The 20,976-nt window shown below is 36.2% G+C and carries 18 protein-coding genes; 4 read left to right on the top strand and 14 right to left on the bottom strand.

The window, feature by feature from the left end:
• Window positions 1–35: 35 nt before the first annotated feature.
• The 8 genes from BCR23_RS12095 to pepV all read right to left on the bottom strand — a co-directional run bounded on the left by BCR23_RS12095 (window position 36) and on the right by pepV (window position 9,850).
• Complete coding sequence (locus tag BCR23_RS12095) at window positions 36–4,253, bottom strand: WxL domain-containing protein (protein WP_069635741.1); 4,218 nt, start codon at window positions 4,251–4,253, stop codon at window positions 36–38.
• A 641-nt stretch (window positions 4,254–4,894) separates the two neighbouring features.
• Window positions 4,895–5,164, bottom strand: a complete 270-nt coding sequence (locus tag BCR23_RS12090) for a hypothetical protein (RefSeq protein ID WP_069635740.1) — start codon at window positions 5,162–5,164, stop codon at window positions 4,895–4,897.
• Window positions 5,165–5,181: 17 nt separating this feature from the next.
• On the bottom strand, window positions 5,182–5,493 hold the full coding sequence (locus BCR23_RS12085) for a hypothetical protein (protein ID WP_069635739.1): 312 nt from the start codon (window positions 5,491–5,493) through the stop codon (window positions 5,182–5,184).
• A gap of 20 nt (window positions 5,494–5,513) precedes the next feature.
• Window positions 5,514–6,725 (bottom strand): hypothetical protein, encoded by a 1,212-nt coding sequence (locus tag BCR23_RS12080; RefSeq protein ID WP_069635738.1) that lies wholly within the window; start codon window positions 6,723–6,725, stop codon window positions 5,514–5,516.
• The gene (locus BCR23_RS12075) at window positions 6,722–7,042 is read right to left on the bottom strand and encodes a hypothetical protein (protein WP_083241968.1); all 321 of its coding nucleotides are present in this window, start codon (window positions 7,040–7,042) and stop codon (window positions 6,722–6,724) included. Before BCR23_RS12075 ends, BCR23_RS12080 begins: the two co-directional genes overlap by 4 nt.
• Before the next feature lie 198 nt (window positions 7,043–7,240).
• Window positions 7,241–7,555, bottom strand: coding sequence for a hypothetical protein (locus tag BCR23_RS14845; protein ID WP_069635736.1), 315 nt, complete (start codon window positions 7,553–7,555; stop codon window positions 7,241–7,243).
• Window positions 7,555–7,863 carry a hypothetical protein gene (locus BCR23_RS12065; RefSeq protein WP_240482554.1) on the bottom strand — a complete coding sequence of 103 codons (309 nt, stop codon included), beginning with the start codon at window positions 7,861–7,863 and terminating at the stop codon, window positions 7,555–7,557. The genes BCR23_RS14845 and BCR23_RS12065 overlap by 1 nt, the downstream gene beginning before the upstream one ends.
• A 571-nt stretch (window positions 7,864–8,434) precedes the next feature.
• On the bottom strand, window positions 8,435–9,850 hold the full coding sequence (pepV, locus tag BCR23_RS12060; protein WP_069635734.1) for a dipeptidase PepV: 1,416 nt from the start codon (window positions 9,848–9,850) through the stop codon (window positions 8,435–8,437).
• Window positions 9,851–10,003: 153 nt separating this feature from the next.
• Here pepV and BCR23_RS12055 point away from each other — a divergent pair, with 153 nt between their 5' ends.
• Window positions 10,004–10,855, top strand: coding sequence for an NAD(P)H-hydrate dehydratase (locus BCR23_RS12055; protein WP_069635733.1), 852 nt, complete (start codon window positions 10,004–10,006; stop codon window positions 10,853–10,855).
• Window positions 10,856–10,928: 73 nt separating this feature from the next.
• Here BCR23_RS12055 and BCR23_RS12050 read toward each other — a convergent pair whose 3' ends face one another.
• The 4 genes from BCR23_RS12050 to BCR23_RS12035 form a co-directional block, all read right to left on the bottom strand.
• On the bottom strand, window positions 10,929–11,750 hold the full coding sequence (locus BCR23_RS12050) for an ABC transporter permease subunit (RefSeq protein WP_069635732.1): 822 nt from the start codon (window positions 11,748–11,750) through the stop codon (window positions 10,929–10,931).
• Window positions 11,747–12,634: an ABC transporter ATP-binding protein gene (locus BCR23_RS12045; RefSeq protein WP_069635731.1), complete on the bottom strand. Its 888-nt coding sequence runs from the start codon at window positions 12,632–12,634 to the stop codon at window positions 11,747–11,749. The genes BCR23_RS12050 and BCR23_RS12045 overlap by 4 nt, the downstream gene beginning before the upstream one ends.
• A gap of 128 nt (window positions 12,635–12,762) precedes the next feature.
• On the bottom strand, window positions 12,763–13,485 hold the full coding sequence (locus tag BCR23_RS12040) for a pseudouridine synthase (protein ID WP_069635730.1): 723 nt from the start codon (window positions 13,483–13,485) through the stop codon (window positions 12,763–12,765).
• A 64-nt stretch (window positions 13,486–13,549) separates the two neighbouring features.
• Entirely contained in the window at window positions 13,550–15,199 is a 1,650-nt protein-coding gene (locus tag BCR23_RS12035; RefSeq protein ID WP_069635729.1) for a putative polysaccharide biosynthesis protein, read from the bottom strand.
• Between the two features lie 449 nt (window positions 15,200–15,648).
• Here BCR23_RS12035 and BCR23_RS12030 point away from each other — a divergent pair, with 449 nt between their 5' ends.
• Window positions 15,649–17,169, top strand: coding sequence for a UDP-N-acetylmuramoyl-L-alanyl-D-glutamate--L-lysine ligase (locus BCR23_RS12030; RefSeq protein ID WP_069635728.1), 1,521 nt, complete (start codon window positions 15,649–15,651; stop codon window positions 17,167–17,169).
• Between the two features lie 37 nt (window positions 17,170–17,206).
• On the opposite strand, the gene BCR23_RS12025 is transcribed toward BCR23_RS12030, so the two are convergent.
• Together BCR23_RS12025 and BCR23_RS12020 are read right to left on the bottom strand one after the other, a co-directional pair.
• Window positions 17,207–18,115, bottom strand: a complete 909-nt coding sequence (locus tag BCR23_RS12025) for an AEC family transporter (RefSeq protein ID WP_083241964.1) — start codon at window positions 18,113–18,115, stop codon at window positions 17,207–17,209.
• Window positions 18,116–18,271: 156 nt separating this feature from the next.
• On the bottom strand, window positions 18,272–19,468 hold the full coding sequence (locus tag BCR23_RS12020; protein ID WP_069635727.1) for a multidrug effflux MFS transporter: 1,197 nt from the start codon (window positions 19,466–19,468) through the stop codon (window positions 18,272–18,274).
• Window positions 19,469–19,747: 279 nt separating this feature from the next.
• On the opposite strand from BCR23_RS12020, the gene BCR23_RS12015 reads away from it, so the two are divergent.
• Both BCR23_RS12015 and BCR23_RS12010 read left to right on the top strand, forming a co-directional pair.
• Window positions 19,748–20,095 carry a winged helix-turn-helix transcriptional regulator gene (locus BCR23_RS12015; protein WP_069635726.1) on the top strand — a complete coding sequence of 116 codons (348 nt, stop codon included), beginning with the start codon at window positions 19,748–19,750 and terminating at the stop codon, window positions 20,093–20,095.
• Between the two features lie 116 nt (window positions 20,096–20,211).
• The gene (locus tag BCR23_RS12010) at window positions 20,212–20,883 is read left to right on the top strand and encodes an NAD(P)H-dependent oxidoreductase (RefSeq protein WP_069635725.1); all 672 of its coding nucleotides are present in this window, start codon (window positions 20,212–20,214) and stop codon (window positions 20,881–20,883) included.
• The last annotated feature ends 93 nt before the right edge of the window (window positions 20,884–20,976 follow it).

Here is a 20,976-nt window from a genome sequence, read left to right as displayed (position 1 = left end):
TTAATCGTTGATTTAAAAATATTTCATCAAATTGTTTAATTTGGCACATTTTGTAGCGTCCACGTCAGCTTCCCTTGATATGCACCTTTATACGCACCATTTGGTATAGTCAACTGAACACCTTTTTTACGAGTAAGTCCTTCTTCTGTTGTCGCTTCTTCTGTATAGGATTCGAATAAGTTTGTAAATCGACCTTTCCCTTTGCCTTCAGCTGCGCTAAAGACCGAACCGGTTGCACCTTCTTTAGTCACAGTCACCGCATGCCCAATTGCTTCCTGAGTCTCTACTCCACCAGATTTCACTTTCTCACTAGGAATGTAAAGTTCCCAACCTTTTAATTCTTTCCCTTCAGTTGTTTGCAGAGGTGTTGTCATCGCTACACTCACACTCCAGCCTTTACCTCCACCTGACATATCCACCACTTCAATTCCTGAACTATAACCTTTTGCACCTTCTGATGGTTCAGGTGTTACTTTATCCAATTTGGTTGCTCGCGTTGTCCCGATTGGCGCATTTGGAAATTTGAAGTCGGAAACGGCCCGAATCGTAAATTCATCCGTCTGTGGTTCTTTGTCAGAAATTAGTTCTTCTGTTGGCCCCATAAATTGATAAACGACCGTCTTTCCCTCGTTCATTATGATTACTTCTGGTTTTGGTTTTTTTAATAGAGTGTATTCTTGTTTTTTTAATGTCTGAATCGCGCTTGTAATCTGTTCTTCCTTCGTTAAATCAACAGACTCATTTGGTGTTTTGAACATTGTCAAACTCTTATGAATCGCCCGGCCATTTTCATCTTGGAATAGAATGCTTAAAGGCATAAGCTCACTCACATTAATTGTGGGCGCCGCTTCAAATGATGTATCATGAAAATTCAATTTTTTGCTAGGATTACTATTCCCTGTATCATTGTTCGTTGTTGGCGGATTCACTACTCCTGCTTTTAACGCTGAACCTTCATGGTCTCTTGCAAAGAGTTGAATTTCATCTTCTTTTTTTAATGTCATAGCTTCAAGAGACAGCTCAAAGTTCCCCATGTCATCAACAACTACATTAGATGTATCCAGAGGTTGTCCGTTTAACGTAGCTGTAATTTCTACCGTTTGATCTTCCACATGCCCTTTGATACTTGTTGCTTGATTGTTAATCGCATTGCTCTCGACTGTGATAGGCTTTGGTGGAATGATTTGGAATGGTTCGACTGTCTTTGTCAAAATTTGATTATCAAATCCTGGCGTTAATTCTCCACTTGTTAAGTTTACTTTTGTAATAGTGACTTTATCTCCAACTTCAAAATATTTTCCTGTATCAATTTCAAAAAGTCCTCCTTGGGGCTTCTCTCCATAAATACTAATACCAGGTTTCGCCTTGCTATCCCCTACTGATTTCACTTTTTCATAGACTTCTTTTTCTCCATTTGCTCTCTGTACTTCTACAGTAGCCTCTACTTCATTATCCCATGCTGGCCTTGTCCGATTAAGTCCTACTGGTACACTCAATCGACCATGAATTTTTTTGTCTGCAGTCGTCGGCACCCTAAGGACATCTGCCACAGCCCAGCGAGCGTTATTACTACTTAATCGAGTATAATTCGTTAATCCTTGTGTGCCAATTGTATTGGTATTGAAATCACCTGGTCTATTTGTCGCACCAAGCGTATCAAAGTTAGAGCCTTTGAATGCATAATTTAAATCAATAAAATTCAAGTCCGGGTCTTGCTCTACGCCAGTTCCTTTCTTCCATAAAGATAAGTCACTCTTAGTAGCCTTTAATGTTGAGCTACTATTCACCGTGAAAATGTTCCCACCATTTCCTCGAGTATTCGTAAAGTCCATGAATAATGGTTTATCAAATACAACCTCTAAGCGATCTGATGTTCTAAAAATCCCTGTATTTGTAGAAGCGGTCTTCCCTCTAGCTTCAAAATAGCCTCCATCTGAAGCAGTAATTAAACCTGGTTGATCATGCATATCAATTGCTGGACCTGAATTAGCAGCAATCCTTACTTCTGAACCTTGTCCAGTTACATTAAATTCATTTCTATCTCCAGATACGTCAGTGGCTTTCGTATAGTGAACCCCTTGATTTCCTTCCGCTGTTCCACCATCATTAGGAGTGCCTTTTCCAGGATTATTTATCGTGAACTTCCCATTATTTTTTACATTCACTTGATTTCCATGACCAAACAATCTAACACCAGCAGCGCTTCCGCCACTTTTTTCAATGTTCATTTCTGCATTATCAATATTAAATAGATAATGACCATTTTGACTGCTTCCATAACCACTTCTCATAAATCTTAAGGTTGCATTTGCATTGTTAACATAGCCATCCGTAGGCCCAGACATAAGGTTTATCTTGGCACCTGAGGATAGATTAAATACGCCATAACTTGACTGCATGATCATTGCACTTGATAAATTAGATATCAAGTTTACTTCCGCCTGATCCTCTACCGTAATAGCTGCACCCGTAGACAGTTTTTCAGCATCAGGATTTCCTAAATAAATCGTACCCGCTCCATCGACGAATCTTTGACGATTGCTTTCAGACACAAACGATGTTCCCACCCCAGAAACAGTTAACTGCGGCTGATTTCCAAGCAAGCGTATACTATCTGTATCGCCAACTTTACTACTCATTTTTGACCCGCCAATGACTGATAATTTAGCACCAGTTCCATCCATTTGAATGGTTGGAGAAGTTAATCCATTCAACTTCACAGAGCTATTCTTTTCTACCATCATATTTGGTGCATTTCCAACCATGTAAATTCCGCCAGCTGCCATCCCTCCAGTTTGTGAGGTACTTTCCTGATTAAATTCACTTTCAGATACAGTAAACTGAGTATTACTTCCTTTCATCCATAAAGAACTTATACCTGAATTTTTTAAAGTAGTCTTACTCCCAGTTTTGACATTCATTGTTGGAAGAGTGCCTTCTAAATAAATATTTGATCCAGCGCCCCCTCCATTACGTTGCATATTCAACTCACTAGAATCGGTTACATTAATTGCTGTTTTATGTGTAGATAAAGTCCCCTTTCCAGACAAGTTGATACTTGATCCTGCCGTGTTGGTATTATGTTGGACATTGATTCTACTATTCTGTGTAACATTAATTTGAGGTGACACTGCAGTAACATCTATTACTTTTTCTCCTGTCCCCTCAAACTCTATTTGACTTCCTCCAGTCGCCTGAATTGTTGTATCCTTTCCGTTTCCTACAACAACATTAGACCCCAGTTTTGTTTTCATATTCAGCTTTGACTTATTCGTAGCACTAACGGCTGTACCATATGTTTCTCCTGGAAGATTGATCCCTATACGACTACCTGTTCCAGAAATAGATATTTCGCTGTCTCCACTCACATATAAGCCACTGTAGTCGATAGGATTGGTATCAAAGTCTACAACAGGCACAGAAGTTGACGTATCTGATGCTAAAGCATTGACTTCTAAAGAAGAGTTAGTTTTTACGTTGATATATCTCAGCCCTGTTAGAGGTGATTTAGGTGTAGCACTTTGTTTTGTATTGATAATCATCTTTGAATTTTCTGTGATGTTCAAATCGTATGACGTTGCGTAAGTACCTGTACCTTTTTTTATTATTGTAATGTCAGGCTGCTCTATATAAACTTCCGCACCACCTTTAAGTGTCATACTCGTCTGTGCAAATAAATAGGGTTTAGCTCTGGTAGACTTAAATTCATTCTTTCCACCGGTAAAAACAACATGTGAAGAACCTAAATTCGTGATGACCCCCTTATTACTTGCTGCCTCACTTACATTTTCCATTTCCATATAACTTTTAGCAAGAGAAGAAGGATAAGCAGCATACTCAAACATTGCCGAGTCAAGATTATAACCTACTTTCATATTCTCCAATCTAAAGGTATGATTCCCATATCTTATCTCCCAAGTGTGGCCTGTCATTTGTAAAGTAAAACCATTCCCTCTAATGACCAGATCTCTACTTATGACTTTAGGTTTAACAGTGAAACCCATGGTTATATTATTTAGCATTTCTATTTGTGATACATTATCATTGTTTACAGCATCTCTCATTTCCTCTCCGGTAGAAACTTTCCTAGTTTCACCTTCAAATGTTGCTCTACTTGTTCCTGTGCTTCTATGTACTTGTGTCTGCTGCTCAGGTTCATTCTCAGCTTTGATACTTGTATTATTCAAATGAAAATAACCTATCATCGCTATTCCTACAAGGAAGACTCCTAAAATATGATATTTTTTTTTCATTAACTTTACACATCCTTCTTTCTTTTAGCTATTTAGTGGGGAGATAGAAGAAATCAATATTCTTTCATGCGACTTTTTTATTAGAAAAGTTTCTGATTTTAATCATTTCAACGTATCCTAATCAAGATACCTTTACTAATAATACCTTGATTTAGCATCATAAAAAACAACAAGTAAGCGCTATCAAAAGACATATAAGTATATACTGTCCCTGTAGTTTCGATGTGATTACAGTTTTACTAGCCTTCTGCTCATTCCCCCAAGATAAGTAAGTCCACTATCAAAAACAAGGTGGAGCATCACTATTCTTGATAGCGATAATCCACCTTGTTTTTGATGTAATCAATTTTATTTAGACTTGCTTAAATTTCTGTCTATTTTCATTTACAAAAGATCAACTGAAAAACGATGATAAAAGCTTTTCAGATGACCTTAAATTTGTACTACTTAGCTAAACGGTAAATCGCAGATGTTAACAAACACCGTTACACCAGCTTTTTAAAATCAATAAATACAACTATCACACTAGACGAAGGAAATCAGAACAGTTTGTCCAGATAGTCTTCATCTATTCTTAATTTGGGAATTTTTCGATTCTAATTATACATAATTTAATCTCTATGTAAAAAACTCCTGTTGAGTTAATTATCAAAATTATCTAATTTTTTCTGTTGCTTATCAAAAGCTTCTTTTACTGATTTTCCAAATTGTCCTTTGATTGATTCCTCTAAGGATTTAGTTGTTTTAGAAAGTGAGGATTTCGCTTCTTCTAGAATGACCTTCCCTTTTTTCCCAGCATTCTTTTGATTATTTTCACTGTTTTGCACCCCAGCCATTCCTATAGCTCGAACAGCTGCTTCTTGATACCTTTTCCGCATTTTTTTTAATAATTCATCGAGTAATTCATTCATATGACTTCTCCTGTATCTTATAGTTCTTCCCTAAGCCTCCTCAATTGAGAACGATAGGTATTTTCTGCTTCTTCTTCTTTTTTCATCAACATACGTTTTTCTTTTTCTAATTCATCCAAAAAATAATGATTTTCCTGTTCCATTTCTCGCCTTGCTTGATTAAAAGGCTCGCCATCTAATGCCAAATCTTTCAAAATATATGACAAATATTCTAAAGAATCATCTAGGAGATATTCGCCTTTTTTACGCACAACTTTTAGTTCATCCTCTTGCTCTTCAAGTAGTCTGCGTGCTGTCTGATACGTTTCTATAATTGCTTCCTCATCCAAAATAATACCCTCCAATACAATTAAAACTGAAGTTGCCGTGCCAAATCTTGATCTTGTTGAACAACCGCAATTATTTTACTATTAATTTCAGAAGCTAAACTTTCGAAAGTTTCTCCAACTTCTTTGGCTTCTTGAATTTTTTGCTGATATTTTTCATTTGGAGTATTCACTATGCGTGCTTTTGTAAATCCCACTGTAGATAATTGGCTCTCCATTTCAGATTCAGACAAATCGGAAGAAGCTCCTCGTGCACTCGTTAAAATCTTATTCCATAACTCTTCTGCTTTATCCATCTCTTCCTGACAATGCGTAATCACTTTACTCATTGCTACTTTCAATAAACTAGAAGCTGTTGTTACAATTGATCTAGCTAGTGTGGCATCTAGGTAAATTTCTTCTGTTCCTGAAAGTCCGCCCCCACTTGCATTTAGTTTTGCTTCTAACGTTTTTAATAGATACATACTGGTTACAAACTTACTCATTAAGTTTTGTTCTAATTGCTGACCATCCATTAATGCGTATGTGTTATCAGGGATTCTCAATCGTCCGTCTTCATCAAATTTCCATAAGGTCAATGCATGTGCGTCTAAAGGATTAGCAGGGCTCCCTTTAGTATAGCCAATCATGATCTCCGCACCGGTTCCATTTCCCATTAAGTTTCCTATCAAATCCGCAAAATTACGATAGTTCGTAAGCATTCCGGGATTATTTTCTATCCATTTTTTTGCATCTGTAGATAATATACCGTATGGATCTGGTCCATTGAAGCCAACGTTACGCCATTCATTCTCAGCAGCAATCATAAGAGCTAAATATTCACCTAATGAATGACCCGTTGTTGTAACGACTGCATGAGGATAGGTTAAATTAATCCAATCTGCAAATTCTTGAGCTGAGCCAGCTTGACCAGGATTCCAACCAAGTTGTTCCATGCTTAAACCAACAGTTTGACCATCCGTTACAACATCTCGCCAATCGCCACCAAAATTAGTGCCTGCAAAAGCTACTGTTAATTGAGTCGTATCTGGATAGCCATTTGAATCTAATGGGGCAATTGCCATGGCTTGCATCCCGTTACTAGGTTCTGTTTTAATTTTTAGTATCTGGTATTTTTGTCCATTATATTGTTTTATCCTACCTTCTTTTAAGCTAGGATCATAATTAGGATGTTTTGGGTCTAGCCAATAGACCATATCGCTAAACTGATTGTAATCTTCATCTCTAATTGTCATATATATTCAACACCACCATCTGAAAGTATAACTTTTATCTTGGAATTGGTAGTTCCATCTTTTTGTATGCTGCTATCTTCAATGCCAATATCTCCAAGTTCATTTCTTTCCTTCCAGTATCCATAAGTGAAAGAAACCTTTTGATCATGAATATCCGTCATTGTTACAAACATTCTATATGATCCAGTAGCTTTATTATGACCAGTTTTTTCTATCTTTACTTCTTTAATGTCACTGAAGGTTTGCTTCAATATAACTATTGACTGCAGTTCTATTTCAATTAACCCTTTTTCTTGTTCTTTTTTTTTCTCATCCATAAAATACTTCCCTCCAACTCCTAGGAACACTAAAAAAAACAATCCTATAACGATAATACTATTTCTTTTTTTCATTGTAAGCTCCTTTAGTAATAATGGATTAACCATAACATATAATTGCACAACAATATATCAGTAAAACCCTATTTTTTTCTAACATTCTGCGTTATTTAAAATGATTACTCGCTATATGTAACACTAGTTGCTAGTACATGTACTCCTAACAAAAGGATATGTCAATTCAATCCAATCCACAAATTCTTGAGCTGAGTCAGCTTGACCTGGGCACCATCCAAGCTGAGTCGTGTCTGGATAGCCATTTGAATCTAATGAGGCAATTGCCATGGCTTGCATCCCGTTACTGGGTTCTGTTTTAATTTTTAGTATTTGATATTTATGTCCACCAATATTTTGAAAACTTCCTTCTGTGATCGAAGGATCATAATTTTCATGCTTAGAATCAAGCCAATAAACCATGTCACTTGCTTCATTATATTCTTTTTCAGTTGCCATCAGATTTCACCTTCTTTTCCATCCGAATAAGTCACTTTCACTTTGGAATCTGTTATCCCTTCCTTTTGGACATTGGTATTCACAATACCGTAGCTCCCTATTTCATCCCTTTCTTTCCAAAAACTGTAAGTGAATTTTACAGATTCTCCAATATTATTAATAACTTCTACAAACATTCTATATGATCCAGTAGCTTTATTATGACCAGTTTTTTCTATCTTTACTTCCTTAATGTCACTAAAGGTTTGCTTCAATATAACTATTGACTGCCGTTCTATTTCAATTAACTCTTTTTCTTTCTCACCCATATAATATTTTCCTCCGACGCCTAGGAACACTAACAAACATAGTCCTACAATGATAATACTATTTCTTTTTTTCATTATAAGCTCCTTTAGTAAAAGTAAATTAACTATAACATATAATTGCTCAACAATAAGGAATGATTTTCAATATCAAAAATAGCTGTCCTTTGTTGCCTAAGCTTCTAAATAAGGAAAAATATCTATAACTTCCCTATTCAATGAACTAGCAATAGTGAAAGATAATGCTTTGGAAGGTTTATATTTGTCTTTTTCAATGCACTTTATCGTTTAAATAGAAACACTCACCCTTATCAGCAAGTTCTTTTTTGAAAAATATTTTTGAACATTATATAGGAAATTATTTCAAATGAGAATTAAAATAGGTGCAATTAACTCACACTTCTCGTGAATTATTGCACCTATTTTATCATTATTTAGTTGGTGTGATATTTTTATTTCCCATTTAAAATATCACACCACAAAATAATTCCTAATCATTTTCTAAAATCAGAACCCCTTATTCCAACTAGCTTTTAAATAACTCGGAATGATTAAAAATAAATCTTTTGAACTCTTATTTCGCCAAACGGTAAATCGCATCCGCATAAATAGCTGTTGCACGGAATAAATCATCCAATGCCATAAATTCATTGGCTTGGTGCATTGTATCCGTATAACCTGGGAACATTGCGCCATAAGCCACACCACGTTTTAGTAAACGTCCATATGTTCCACCACCGATAATTTGTTCGTGGCCTTTTTGACCAGTATGATCTTCGTAAACTTGTAATAATGTTTCAACCAATGGATCATCTGCTGGTACATAATGAGGCTCTTGATTACGTCCACCTTGAACAATAGTTGCGCCGATCGCACCTGCTGTCGCTTTTACACCAGCTTCTAAATCTTCTGCAGTTGTTCCTTTAGGATAACGGAAATTCAAGCTCATAAAGTTGCCTTCTTCGGCTTCTTTCTTGAATACAAATAAGCCAGCATTCATTGTTAATTTACCCATTTTCGCATCTTCAAAGGCTACACCTAATTTTTCACCATAGAAATCTTCATGTACTAATGTTGCTGCAACTTGGATAAATTCTTTCGCTGCACCACCAAATGCGTAGCTATTTAAGAATACAGCTAAGAATGTCGCTGCATTGATTCCAGATTGAGGGCTAGCGCCGTGTGCGCCTTTACCAACGACTTTGATCGTAACAGTTGTACCATTAGCTTCTAACGTACCAGAAATTGGTTCTTCATCGACAAAAACGCTAAATGCACCTTGCATTTTTTCAGCAGCTTCGGCAGTTGGAACAGTGATTACAGCCGTTGCTGTACCTGGAACCATATTTTCACGTAAGCCAGCATTAAAGCTTTCTAAAATATATTCGCCTTCGCTTGATCCGCCAAAACGAGCATATAAAGATACGTTTCCTTTTTCACCATTGATAATCGGGAATTCTGCATCTGGAGAGAAACCAAAATCAGGTGTTTCTTCATGTTTGAAGTAATAATCCATATCGCCCCAGCCGCTTTCTTCGTCACTACCGACAACAAAACGAACTTTTTTAGATAATGGAACACCTAAGTCTTTGATAATTCTTAATGCATAATAAGCCGCCATACTTGGGCCTTTGTCATCACTTGAACCACGAGCAAAGATTTTACCGTCTTTGATTACTGGTTCATACGGATCCGTATCCCAACCATCACCAGCAGGTACAACATCCATATGACCGAAAATCCCTAATGTTTCATCGCCTTCACCGTATTCAATATGTCCAGCATAGTTATCAACGTTTTTCACAACAAAACCATCACGTTCGCCATATGCTAACATATGTTTTAAGCCAGCCACAGGTCCTGGTCCAAATGGTGCTTCTGGCGTTGCTTTTGAATCATCACGCTCACTGTTAATACGTAATAAATTTTGTAAATCTTCTAATAGCGCATCTTTACGAGCGTCTACTTCTTTTTGCCAATCAATTGTCATTTTTTAGTCACTCCAATTCATTATTCTCTACCTCCCCATCATACCACTAACTTGCTTAAAAGAAAAAGGCAGGAACAGTTTTTTCTATAATATTTTGCTCTTGATTTAAAACAGATTTATACTAAAGGCAAACCACTGAAGGAGAAGATTCCGATGAAAGAATTATCGCAAAAAAATTTAACTGCTGTGATTCATCCTAGACCGCAAAACTCCCATAAAGGAACCTTTGGACGAGCAGTATTGGTTGGAGGGAATGAAACTTACGGTGGAGCCATCATTATGAGTGCAGAAGCCGCTGTAAAATCAGGGGCTGGTCTAGTTTCAGTCATTACAGCTGAAAAAAACCACAGCGCTCTTCATGCCCGTCTACCAGAAGCGATGGTACTTCACTGGGAACTTACACAAGAAACAAGTGATGTATTAGCTAGCTCCGATGTTATTTTAATTGGTCCAGGACTTGGACTAAGTAAACAGGGTCACGATCTATTAAGAGAAGTACTACTAAAGCAAAAGGCCTCTCAATGGCTAATAATCGATGGATCAGCGATTACACTATTTGCCCAAATGGGCTGCTCATTAAATTATCCAAAACAAGTCATTTTTACACCTCATCAAATGGAATGGCAACGCTTGAGCGGTTTAAGCATCGTTGATCAAACAAAGGAAAACAACCAATTATTTCAGAAAAAATTAGGCGCAACTATTGTTTTAAAAAGTCATAGAACTGAAATTTATACCCCAGATGAAAACTATAAAAATCCACTAGGAACACCAGCAATGGCAACTGGTGGCATGGGTGATACCTTGGCTGGCATGATCACGGGTTTTCTAGCTCAATTTCAAGATAAGAAAGCTGCTCTTTTGGCAGCAGTTTACCTTCATAGTTTGATTGGAGAAGAGCTTAGTAAAACTTGTTATGTCGTCTTGCCTACTGAGATTAGTAAACATTTACCACAATACATGAAATACTTCGAAAATTTAGACAGAAAAACAGAGGAAAAATGACACTTACTTTCCTCTGTTTTTCTATTAAAATAATATCGCTAGAATACCTTTTAAAGATAAGATTTTTTCTTCGCTAGACTTTCAGATCTTTCCGCTGATAAAACATATAAGAACCTGCCAAAAATACAAGAGCACAGATAACTAATGACATTATATTCCCTATAGAAAGCCCTTGTTCTAGTATGTTGCTAGGAATACCCAAATGAATTGGAGAAATATTCTTCGCCCAGCTGAACGAGGTATTTAAATCAGAAAAAATACCAATCAAATAAAAACCAAACACGATCCCTAAAGAAATCCCTGTACTTTGTTTACTTGATGTTAAAAGGGTAGAAAACAAAAAGCCCAACGCTAAAAAGAAAAATAAGATCACAGCTTCTTGCCAATAAATTTTACCAATTCCTGAAATAATTTCCCCAGCCGAATCACTTGATTGTTTAAATAGCAATGTCGCTCCCGTAGAAGCAGCAAACGACAACAACCAAAAGATAGCTAATATCCCGATATTTGCGATCAATTTCCCACTTACGATTCCCATACGAGTCACTGGTTGAGCATATAAAAACTCAATGGTTCCATCGGTTTCTTCTTTAATCAAGGCTTGACTCCCTAGCATCATCGCATAAATGGATGCAGCCAAAAACATATATTGAAAATAATAAGCAAAAAAACCCGTAGAAACTAAAAAGCTTGTCTGACCGCTAACACTAAGATTGAATGTTTTCAACAATGCAGGAGAAAGTCCTTTTAGTGAAGCATCCATAATATTTTTCATGGCTGAGTCATGCATTTGTGGATAAACAGCGCTAAAACCAAAAACTACAACGATAAAAATAGCTAACCAAATAAACAAGCTTTTGATTAAAGATTTTCCTTCGATTTTTGCTGTGATCATTTGACTGTTCCTCCTTCATATAACGCCATGAATTGATCTTCTAATTCTGGATTAGTGATGGTAAAATCTTGAATTGAGGCATCGTCTAACAATGGTAGAACTGCACGTAAATCTCCTTCGTACAATAAGCGGGTTTCATTTCCTTGGTGTTTCAAAATCGCCGCACCTAGTTTTTCAAACACAGATAATGGGATTTGATCGCCAATCAATGTAATCACTTTCCCTAATGATTTTTCTTTTGATACCTCTTGAACCGTAATAATTTCACCTTCACGAATAAATGCGGCCCGATGTGCATGTTGTTGAACTTCATTTAAATCATGGCTAGATAAAAAAATGGTCATACCATCTTTATTATGCTTTTCTAACTCTTCAAATAAACGATGCTGCATCAAAGGGTCTAACCCGTTGGTAGGTTCATCTAACACCAATAATTCTGGTGCCGGCAATAGCCCGGCGGTAATAGCAATTTTCTTTTTATTTCCTAGTGATAGCTCTGACATCCTCTTTTGAGCATCAATATCAAACAATTCAATAAAATAATCAATCTGCTTCTTGCTATTGCTTAGTTGATGGAATTCAGCTACATATTTTAACACTTCCAAAGTAGTCATATTCGGATAAAATCGTACATCACTAGATACATATCCTGTTCTTTTACGAATTTCTTTGGCTTCTTTTATGCTATCTAAACCAAGTAAGGTAGCTGTGCCTTGGTCTGGATAAGTAAAATTCAACATAGTCTTAATCGTTGTTGATTTGCCTGCACCATTTGGACCGATAAAACCATAGATTTCACCTTTTTCGACAGATAAATCCACTTGATTAATCGCTGGTTGTTTTTTATATAATTTAGTCAATCCCTTAAGTTCAATGGCATTCATTTTGTTCCTCCTCATCATTGACTCCCTAGTCAAAAGAAGTATATCTTTGTAATAGCTTTTAGTCAAAAATATATAATCGCTGTAACTTCCGTATAACAGCTACTCCCATCACATACTCACTTGCTTGATTATTTACTCACCTTCAAGTTTTCAAGTTCACTCTCTGACAATACTCGATAGTCTCCCAACGTCAGCTCTTCGTCCAGCCATAAGCTACCCATTCGCAAACGTTTTAAATAAACAACTTTTTTATCGACCGCTTCAAACATCCTCTTGACTTGATGAAATTTACCTTCTTGGATGATCAGCTGTATTTCTGATAGTTCATTTTCTTCATCTAGTGACACAATCGTTAATTTACTTGGTTTTACTTGTTCTCCATTAGTCAAAGCAAACCCTGAAGCAAAATGGCGGACATCCTCTTCGGTAACAATTCCCTGAATTTTTGCGAAATACTCTTTATCTACATGTTTTTTTGGTGACAGTAATTGATGTGCTAGTTGACCATCGTTTGTCAATAGTAGTAATCCTTCGGTATCTTTATCAAGGCGACCAACAGGAAATAAATCTTCTCTAAAATCTTGATCCTGCAATAAATCAATCACTGTTTGATCTCTTTTATCTTCTGTCGCAGAGATGACTCCTTGAGGTTTATGCAACATGTAGTAATAAAATTTTTGATAGCTCAATTGTTCTCCAGCAAAAGTAATGATGTCTTTGCTTTCATCAATTTGCGTTTTTCCATCTTTTACAATCTTATTATTTACAGAGACTAAACTTTTTTTTAGTAGTTGTTTTGCTTCTTTGCGGCTGCCAACACCGGTTTCTGCAAGAAATTTATCTAATCGCATGGGTTCTCCTTAGTTTTTTATCTAATAAAATAGCGGAACATTATGTCCCGCTATTTTACTAAGTCTATTTTATTTTCAATTTACGACGAATTTTACCAACACTTGCGCCTAGTAATTTATCTGCTAAACGAAGTTTGATCGTAATATAACCATAAACCGCTCCGCCAAATGCCGCAACAATTATAATAATTAAGAAGGATTGGAATTTGCGTGTTGGATCTAAGAACAGATATAAGAATTGTCTCATCAACACCGCCGCAAGCATCATTACCAAGGTGATCAGGAAAATCAATAAACCACGACGTAATGTCAATCCGAAATTAAATCGACTAACTTTTTTGATTTTTCTCATGATCAATACACATGATAATGTAAAACCAATCATCGTAGCAATCAATGGGCCATAAACTTCAAAAAGTCGAACACTTGGATATTGAATAATCAATTTCAGCGCTAAACCTAAAGCAAAATACTTAATCGCTGCTTCATTTTCGTACATTCCCATCAACATCGTTGACGACAACATATATAGTCCCATAAACAAACCGGCAAAACAAGCTTGGATCAAGACCGATACACCTAGCGCATCTGGCACATAAAACATCGTATATAATGGTTTTGCCAGGACAATCATACCGAAAGTTGCTGGCAACATCACAAACATAAATAATTGTAAATTATTGCTGATTAACTTAGATAAATCGCGATAATTCTTTAAGGTAATTGCCTCAGTAATAAGCGGTAACCCAGTGGCTGAAATCGATGTTGCTAAAGCAATCACAACCATCGTTAATTTGTCCGGATTGGCGTTAAAAACCGCAAACAACGTTCTCAATTGACTACCAGAATAGGCTGTAAATGTACCCATGAAATTAGAAAACGTAAACTGATCCACTAATTTAAATACCGTTACACCTGAACCAACAATAATAAAAGGAATCGCTTCTTTTAAGGTCTCTGTCAATAATTCTTTCGTAGATGCTTCATGTTCATTGGCACTGTGTTCTGCAAGATAGTCAAACATTGGTTTTTGTTTACGAATGTAGAAAAACAATACAACTAAACTAGCCAGCATCCCAATAAATGCCGCAAGAGTTGATTGTGTGACTGCACTAACATAATCGCCATCCATGACTTTCATAATGATGAACGCTGTCAATAACATGTAAAATACACGTGCAACTTGCTCAACAATTTGTGATAATGCAAATGGCATCATGTCTTGGTTTCCTTGGAAATATCCTCGAACAACACTCATACATGGAAAAATTAATACAGCTAAACTCAGTGAACGCATCGTAGGAATCAATGCTTCCCCGCCTCCTGACCATTTTGCCAGAAGTGGCGATGCAAGATACATTACAATCGCAAAAACTCCACCTAAGATAGCCATTAATTGAAGAGCTTTATAAAAGAGCTGTCGGCTAATTTTATATTCATTTAACGAATTGTAATAAGATGTCTGCTTTGCAATAGCGGCTGGAATGCCTGCCGTTGATATTAATAAAAAGAGAGCATACACAGTATATCCCATTGAAGATAAACTATTTGCTTCATTGGCGTGTTTTCCCATCCAAGCATACCATGGGATAATATACACCGCACCCAACAAACGAGAAATTATATTACTAGCTGTCATCCAAGCCGATCCTTTAACCATCTTCTCTTGATTTGTTAAGATTGGTTGATCAGCAGGATTTGGTTGATTTATCATTTAACTCCTCCAACTTTCTTCAAACATGCTTCCTTTATTTTAATTGTTAAATCAAGTATATGCAACGACTTTCTTGAATAAATTAACTTATTTATGTTTTCCTCATTGATTTTGTAAAAAAACAGTAGTTAGAATTTTTTTAATATATAAACACCAAATGAATACACCATTACCAATTGTTTGTTTTTTGTTTATATTTAAGCATTAAGTCGTAGTTTATTTATTTTATTTTATAATTATTTTCGCATTTTAAAAAAATATGCTTTTTATATAATCGTTATTTAATTACTTATTCATCGTAAAAACGAACATCTATGTGATTGATTTTCCTCCAACAATTAGCACGCACCTTGAAGTTTTATCATTTAAATTGTATGATGAATTTCTAAAAGCTTTTTACTTCAAAAAATCTTACATTCAGATTTTAGATACCGCTTGGAGGCGCAATGATGACTATTTCTTTAGAAAGAATCCGTGAATGTTTACTAAAAGAGCATCTATTAAAAGAATTTATTTCCGCTGAAGGTTGGTCTTTGACCCCACCTGACTCGTTTAAAGATAAACTATTCGATACTATTTCTTATGATTCCCGTAAAGTCAGCTGTGATACTCTGTTTTTCTGTAAAGGAATGACTTTCAAATCAGAATATTTAAATGCTGCCGTTCAGTCAGGTCTTGAGGTTTATGTAGCAGAACAGCCTTATGATGACGTACTTGCACCATTAGGTATCATTGTCACTGATATCAAAAAGGCAATGGCTGTATTGAGTATGGCTTTTTATGACTATCCACAAAATCAATTGAAATTGATTGGTTTTACTGGTACCAAAGGAAAAACAACTGCTGCTTATTTTACTAAGTTTATTTTAGACCACACAACACATAAAAAGACAGCAATGCTATCTACAATGAACTCTACCTTAGATGGCGAAACTTTTTTCAAATCTCAATTGACCACGCCAGAATCACTAGATCTTTATCGAATGATGGCAGAAGCGGTCGCTAACGGTATGACTCACTTTATTATGGAAGTCTCTTCACAAGCTTATAAAACCAATCGTGTGTATGGTTTATTCTTTGATGTAGGAATTTTCCTAAACATTACACCTGACCATATTAGCCCAATTGAGCATCCAACATTTGACGATTATTTTTACTGTAAGCGACAATTAATCAAACATTCTAAAACAATGATTTTAAATCGTGACTCCGATCATTTTAAACTACTTAAAGAAACTGCTGAGTTACACCAAACGCCTTATATCGTTTATGGTGATCAAAAAGCAACGGATGCAGATTACATCTATCAAACGAATCTTGAAGATTCTCTCGCATTTTCTATTACAGCAAAAAAAGACACCTTAGCTATTACTGGGGACTATCACTTACGTTTAGGTGGAGATTTCAACAAAGGAAATGCCTTAAGCGCTGTTCTAACTAGTGCTTTAGTTGGTGCCGTACGCAGTGATTGTCAACAAGGCATCAAAGAAACGATCGTTCCTGGCAGAATGGAATTGTTGACGAATAAAAATGGTGCGAAAGTCTATGTCGACTATGCCCATAATTATGACAGTTTAAAAAATCTTTTAACTTTTGTGAAAGAAGAACATCCTAATGGCCGTATCCTTGTAGTGATCGGCAGTACTGGAAACAAAGCGATTTCTAGACGGAAAGACTTCGGTACAGTTTTGTCTGAACTCGCCGATGTTGCGATTTTGACAACGGATGATCCAGCTGATGAGAATCCCGTTACGATCTGTGAAGAAATCAAAGCTCATATTACAACCGATATTCCTGTTGAAATCATCGTTGACCGTGATGTTGCCATTAAAGAAGCTCTGGCTATAAGTAAAACGGACGATGCTGTCGTTTTAGCTGGTAAAGGTGCTGACTTATATCAAAAAGTCGGCGGAGTAGATACGCCGTATGAAGGAGATTATCAAATCGCTGATCGTCTAATTCGCGAATAATAAAAAAGAGTAGGGCTTTTTTCCCTACTCTTTTTTATTACCCCATCAAAATCATCACTAGCGTCATCAATACCAAACTGATCAAAATACTTGCAGAAGAAGTAAACCCCACCGTTTCTTCTGGCATCCCTGCTTTCACACTATTGATTACTGAAAATGTCGGCATCGGTGCCAAACTCAATACAACCAACACAACTCTTAGCAATGGATTTAAAGGAAGTAGAAAGGCAAACAACAACGCAAATAACCCTCCACATAAATAGCGCCAAAACAATACTTCTTTGACCAAACGCAACGCTTGTTTAGGTAATTTCAGTTCTAAATACAACCCAATCATAAACATTGATAAAAAACCATTTGCTTTGGCAATCATCTCTAACATCCCCAATAGCTCTACAGGTAAACCAACATGAACGATCCGCAACAACAACATAACCATATAGGCTGTAAAAGGAGCTGATTTAAATAAAGATGATACAATTTTCTTCAACGTCGTTTCTTCTTTCGTTCCCACCATTTTATCAATCAACAATGTACTGCCACCTGTTAACATCACACTATTGCCAATATCAAACATCAACAAAAACGGTACCGCTAATGGATAAAACCCTTGTATAAAAGGCAAGCTAAAGTTGCCAATGTTGTATCCTGACATTGAATACATTTGGAATTCTCGTTCCAAAACAGGTCTTTTTGTACTTACTCGGCTACCAATCAAAATAACCAAAATATTCAATACAATACCCATTGCCAACAAGAAAAACAGCGTTCCTGAAACATCAATACTGGCTAAACTAACAACGACCGTGGCTGGCAATGTAATATTTACAATAATTACTGATAACATACCACCATCTGCTTTACTCAACAAACCAATCCGTTTCATCAAGTAGCCCAAAAATATGATAAAACAAAACCCAAACGCTTGTAACAAAATTTCTCTCACTTCACTCGCTCCTCACTGCTCTCTTTATAACACTAACATAAATTATTGTAAAAAAGGACTATGTATTCTTGATTACATAAAAAAGTTTTCTTCTAAGAGTTGCATCACGCTGTTCACTCAAAAAAACATCCACGCATTGCGCAGATGTTTTTTTGATTATTTATCTCTTGTAAGTAAATATATTCGTGCCAATAGAAACATCACCCCACTTATCACAAGAAAATAAAGCGGCATTATTAATAATGTTCCATTATGAAGCTTGCTCATCCCAAACGTAAACACACTGACCAACAAGTAATACCCTAAACTAAAAATTGCTCCTGCGGTTCCAATCACATCTTGAAAATCTGTTAACGCCAAACTAAGACAATTAGGCAACGCTGTTCCTGTCCCTGTTAAAAGAATAAAAATCCCAACTAACATCAGCCAAAACTGAGCTGCAGACGGAAGAAACGTTGCTGCACTAGCTAAAAGTAAGAAAACCGTTCCAAACATCATCGTTTTAATCCCGATAAGTATAATTTTTTCTGGCTGATAAATCGGCAATAACCGCTTTGATACTAACGAACCTAAAATTGAAGCGCCAGCCACACCAATTCCTAAAAAACCATAAGTTGCTGTGGATAAATGAAACGCTTCTATAAAAACAAATGGTGCCTCTGCGTAATAACTGAATAACACACCATTGATCGCACCAATCAAAAATCCGTAGGTCAAAACCTTTGGACTAGCTACAAGTCTCTGAATGATGGGCACTAATTTTACTGGCGCTCGTTCACTCACTTGGAAAGTTTCCGGCAAGCGTAAAAAAGCGTAACAAAAAATCAAGACACTCATCAATACCAATACAAGAAAAACAGTTCTAAATCCCCAATATTGATCAACAATACCGCCAATCATAGGACCAATGGCTGGAGTAAATGCAAGAGCTGCTGACACTTGCGCAAATAATGCGTGGCGTTGGTTTCCAGAATAACTTTCCCGCAACATGGTCTGTGTTACAATCGACCCTGTACTAGCACCGAAAGCTTGAATGAAACGAGACAATAATAATACTTCAATCGTTGACGATTGAAAACATAGAAAACTGCCAAGTCCATAAAACAACAAGCCATACAACATAGATTTGCGCCGACCGATAAAGTCAGACAGCCACCCCCATAAAAAAACGCCTAGTGCAAATGCAAAAAAATAAATACTCAAGGTTAACTGAACCGTTGCCATTGGTGATTGAAAATCACGAGCAATATCAGGTAATGATGGTGTAAAAATCGTTTCACTGATCTGTGGAAAACCCACTAAAACGATCAGTAATGCTAAAGATGGTCCACGTGTTTCGATGTCTTTTTTCAAGATACTTCCTCCTAATTACTTATACTAAAGGGTTGAAAAAAAACATCTAAATCCGGGAAGCGGCGGGAGCATAATCAATATTAATTTGTATGTATTCATCTGCTTATCACTTCCTTTTCTTTTCTTTTATTTTATACACTCATTTCGTATCTTTTAAATAGTAACACAACACTTTCGTGGGTTTCAAGATATTTTAGTTCATCCCTAAATGTGTTCATGCTATAATATATCATTCATCACTAGCATTTTTAAACAACATAAGTATTAGGATGTGACACAATGGCAAACCGAAAGATACACAATTGTTTAGATGGCTGTTCTGTAGAGTCAACTTTACAGCTAATTTCAGGTAAATGGAAAAGCGTGTTGCTGTACCATTTAATTTTTGAAGGTGCTTATCGTTATAGTGAATTGCAACGCTTTGTACCTGGCATTACAAAAAGAATGCTATCGTTACAATTAAAAGATTTAGAAGCAGATGGACTAATTTGTCGAACAGTCCTACAGGAAAAACCGATAGTCGTAAGCTATTCAGTGACTGATTACGGACGAACTTTGGCTCCTGTTATTGAATCAATGTATCATTGGGGCAATGCATTTAATGCCCATCAATTAAGCTCTCAATAATCATTTAAGAGAAGGTATAAAAAAATTCCCCGATTTACAACAATTGTTACTTCCTTTACACTAAAGTCACTTATTGCTATGCGCAATAAACTATCATGTGAAGGCAGGAAGATGAAATGAATAGAACGAAAGAAGACAAACGAAAAGAAATTCTAACAGCTTTTGAACATCGTCATGCTACAAAAGCTTTTGATCCAAATAAAAAAATCCCAACAGAAGATTGGGAAACAATTTTAGAAGCAGCACGTTTATCACCAAGCTCATTTGGATATGAGCCGTGGTCGTTTCTATTGATAGAGAACGCTCAAATAAAAGAAGAGTTGAAAGAATTTTCTTGGGGAGCAGTTAATAGTTTAAATGGAGCAAGTCATTTTATCATTGCTTTAGCTCGTAAAAATGTTGTATCCGATAGCGCTCATGTAAAACATATGGTAGAGGATGTTTTTGGTCTCCCATTTTCACCAGACGCTCCACAAACTCAAATGTTTAAACAGTTTCAAACAAACGATTTCGACTTAAACAGCGAACGTTCATTATTCGATTGGGCGTCTAAACAAACATATATAGCATTAGCTAATATGATGACCACTGCAGCTTTGTTGGAAATTGATAGTTGTCCGATTGAAGGGTTTAATCGAGTTGAGGTGGAAACTTATTTGAGTAAAAAAGGACTGTTAGATACTACTGAATTCGGTGTTTCTTATATGCTCGGTCTAGGTTATCGTACAAATGAAATACCACTAAAAAAACGGCAAAAAACGGATGAAATTCTAACGATCGTCGAATAGAAACGAACATCTGCTTAAACATAAAAAATTGACTACGTTCTTCAAATCACTAAGAACGTAGTCAATTTTTTTATCTTAATAATGAGCTTGTTT

It is taken from the genome of Enterococcus quebecensis (genome assembly GCF_001730365.1).
In the GTDB taxonomy this organism is placed as follows: domain Bacteria; phylum Bacillota; class Bacilli; order Lactobacillales; family Enterococcaceae; genus Enterococcus_L; species Enterococcus_L quebecensis.
This window is presented reverse-complemented; position numbering and strand designations above follow the sequence as displayed.

Excerpts from the sequence above, each read along its gene's own strand:
- BCR23_RS12095 (WP_069635741.1), bottom strand. The coding sequence starts at position 4,253 with ATGAAAAAAAAATATCATATTTTAGGAGTCTTCCTTGTAGGAATAGCG.
- BCR23_RS12090 (WP_069635740.1), bottom strand. The coding sequence starts at position 5,164 with ATGAATGAATTACTCGATGAATTATTAAAAAAAATGCGGAAAAGGTAT.
- BCR23_RS12080 (WP_069635738.1), bottom strand. The coding sequence starts at position 6,725 with ATGACAATTAGAGATGAAGATTACAATCAGTTTAGCGATATGGTCTAT.
- BCR23_RS12075 (WP_083241968.1), bottom strand. The coding sequence starts at position 7,042 with ATGGATGAGAAAAAAAAAGAACAAGAAAAAGGGTTAATTGAAATAGAA.
- BCR23_RS14845 (WP_069635736.1), bottom strand. The coding sequence starts at position 7,555 with ATGGCAACTGAAAAAGAATATAATGAAGCAAGTGACATGGTTTATTGG.
- BCR23_RS12065 (WP_240482554.1), bottom strand. The coding sequence starts at position 7,863 with ATGGGTGAGAAAGAAAAAGAGTTAATTGAAATAGAACGGCAGTCAATA.
- pepV (WP_069635734.1), bottom strand. The coding sequence starts at position 9,850 with ATGACAATTGATTGGCAAAAAGAAGTAGACGCTCGTAAAGATGCGCTA.
- BCR23_RS12055 (WP_069635733.1), top strand. The coding sequence starts at position 10,004 with ATGAAAGAATTATCGCAAAAAAATTTAACTGCTGTGATTCATCCTAGA.
- BCR23_RS12050 (WP_069635732.1), bottom strand. The coding sequence starts at position 11,750 with ATGATCACAGCAAAAATCGAAGGAAAATCTTTAATCAAAAGCTTGTTT.
- BCR23_RS12045 (WP_069635731.1), bottom strand. The coding sequence starts at position 12,634 with ATGAATGCCATTGAACTTAAGGGATTGACTAAATTATATAAAAAACAA.
- BCR23_RS12040 (WP_069635730.1), bottom strand. The coding sequence starts at position 13,485 with ATGCGATTAGATAAATTTCTTGCAGAAACCGGTGTTGGCAGCCGCAAA.
- BCR23_RS12035 (WP_069635729.1), bottom strand. The coding sequence starts at position 15,199 with ATGATAAATCAACCAAATCCTGCTGATCAACCAATCTTAACAAATCAA.
- BCR23_RS12030 (WP_069635728.1), top strand. The coding sequence starts at position 15,649 with ATGACTATTTCTTTAGAAAGAATCCGTGAATGTTTACTAAAAGAGCAT.
- BCR23_RS12015 (WP_069635726.1), top strand. The coding sequence starts at position 19,748 with ATGGCAAACCGAAAGATACACAATTGTTTAGATGGCTGTTCTGTAGAG.
- BCR23_RS12010 (WP_069635725.1), top strand. The coding sequence starts at position 20,212 with ATGAATAGAACGAAAGAAGACAAACGAAAAGAAATTCTAACAGCTTTT.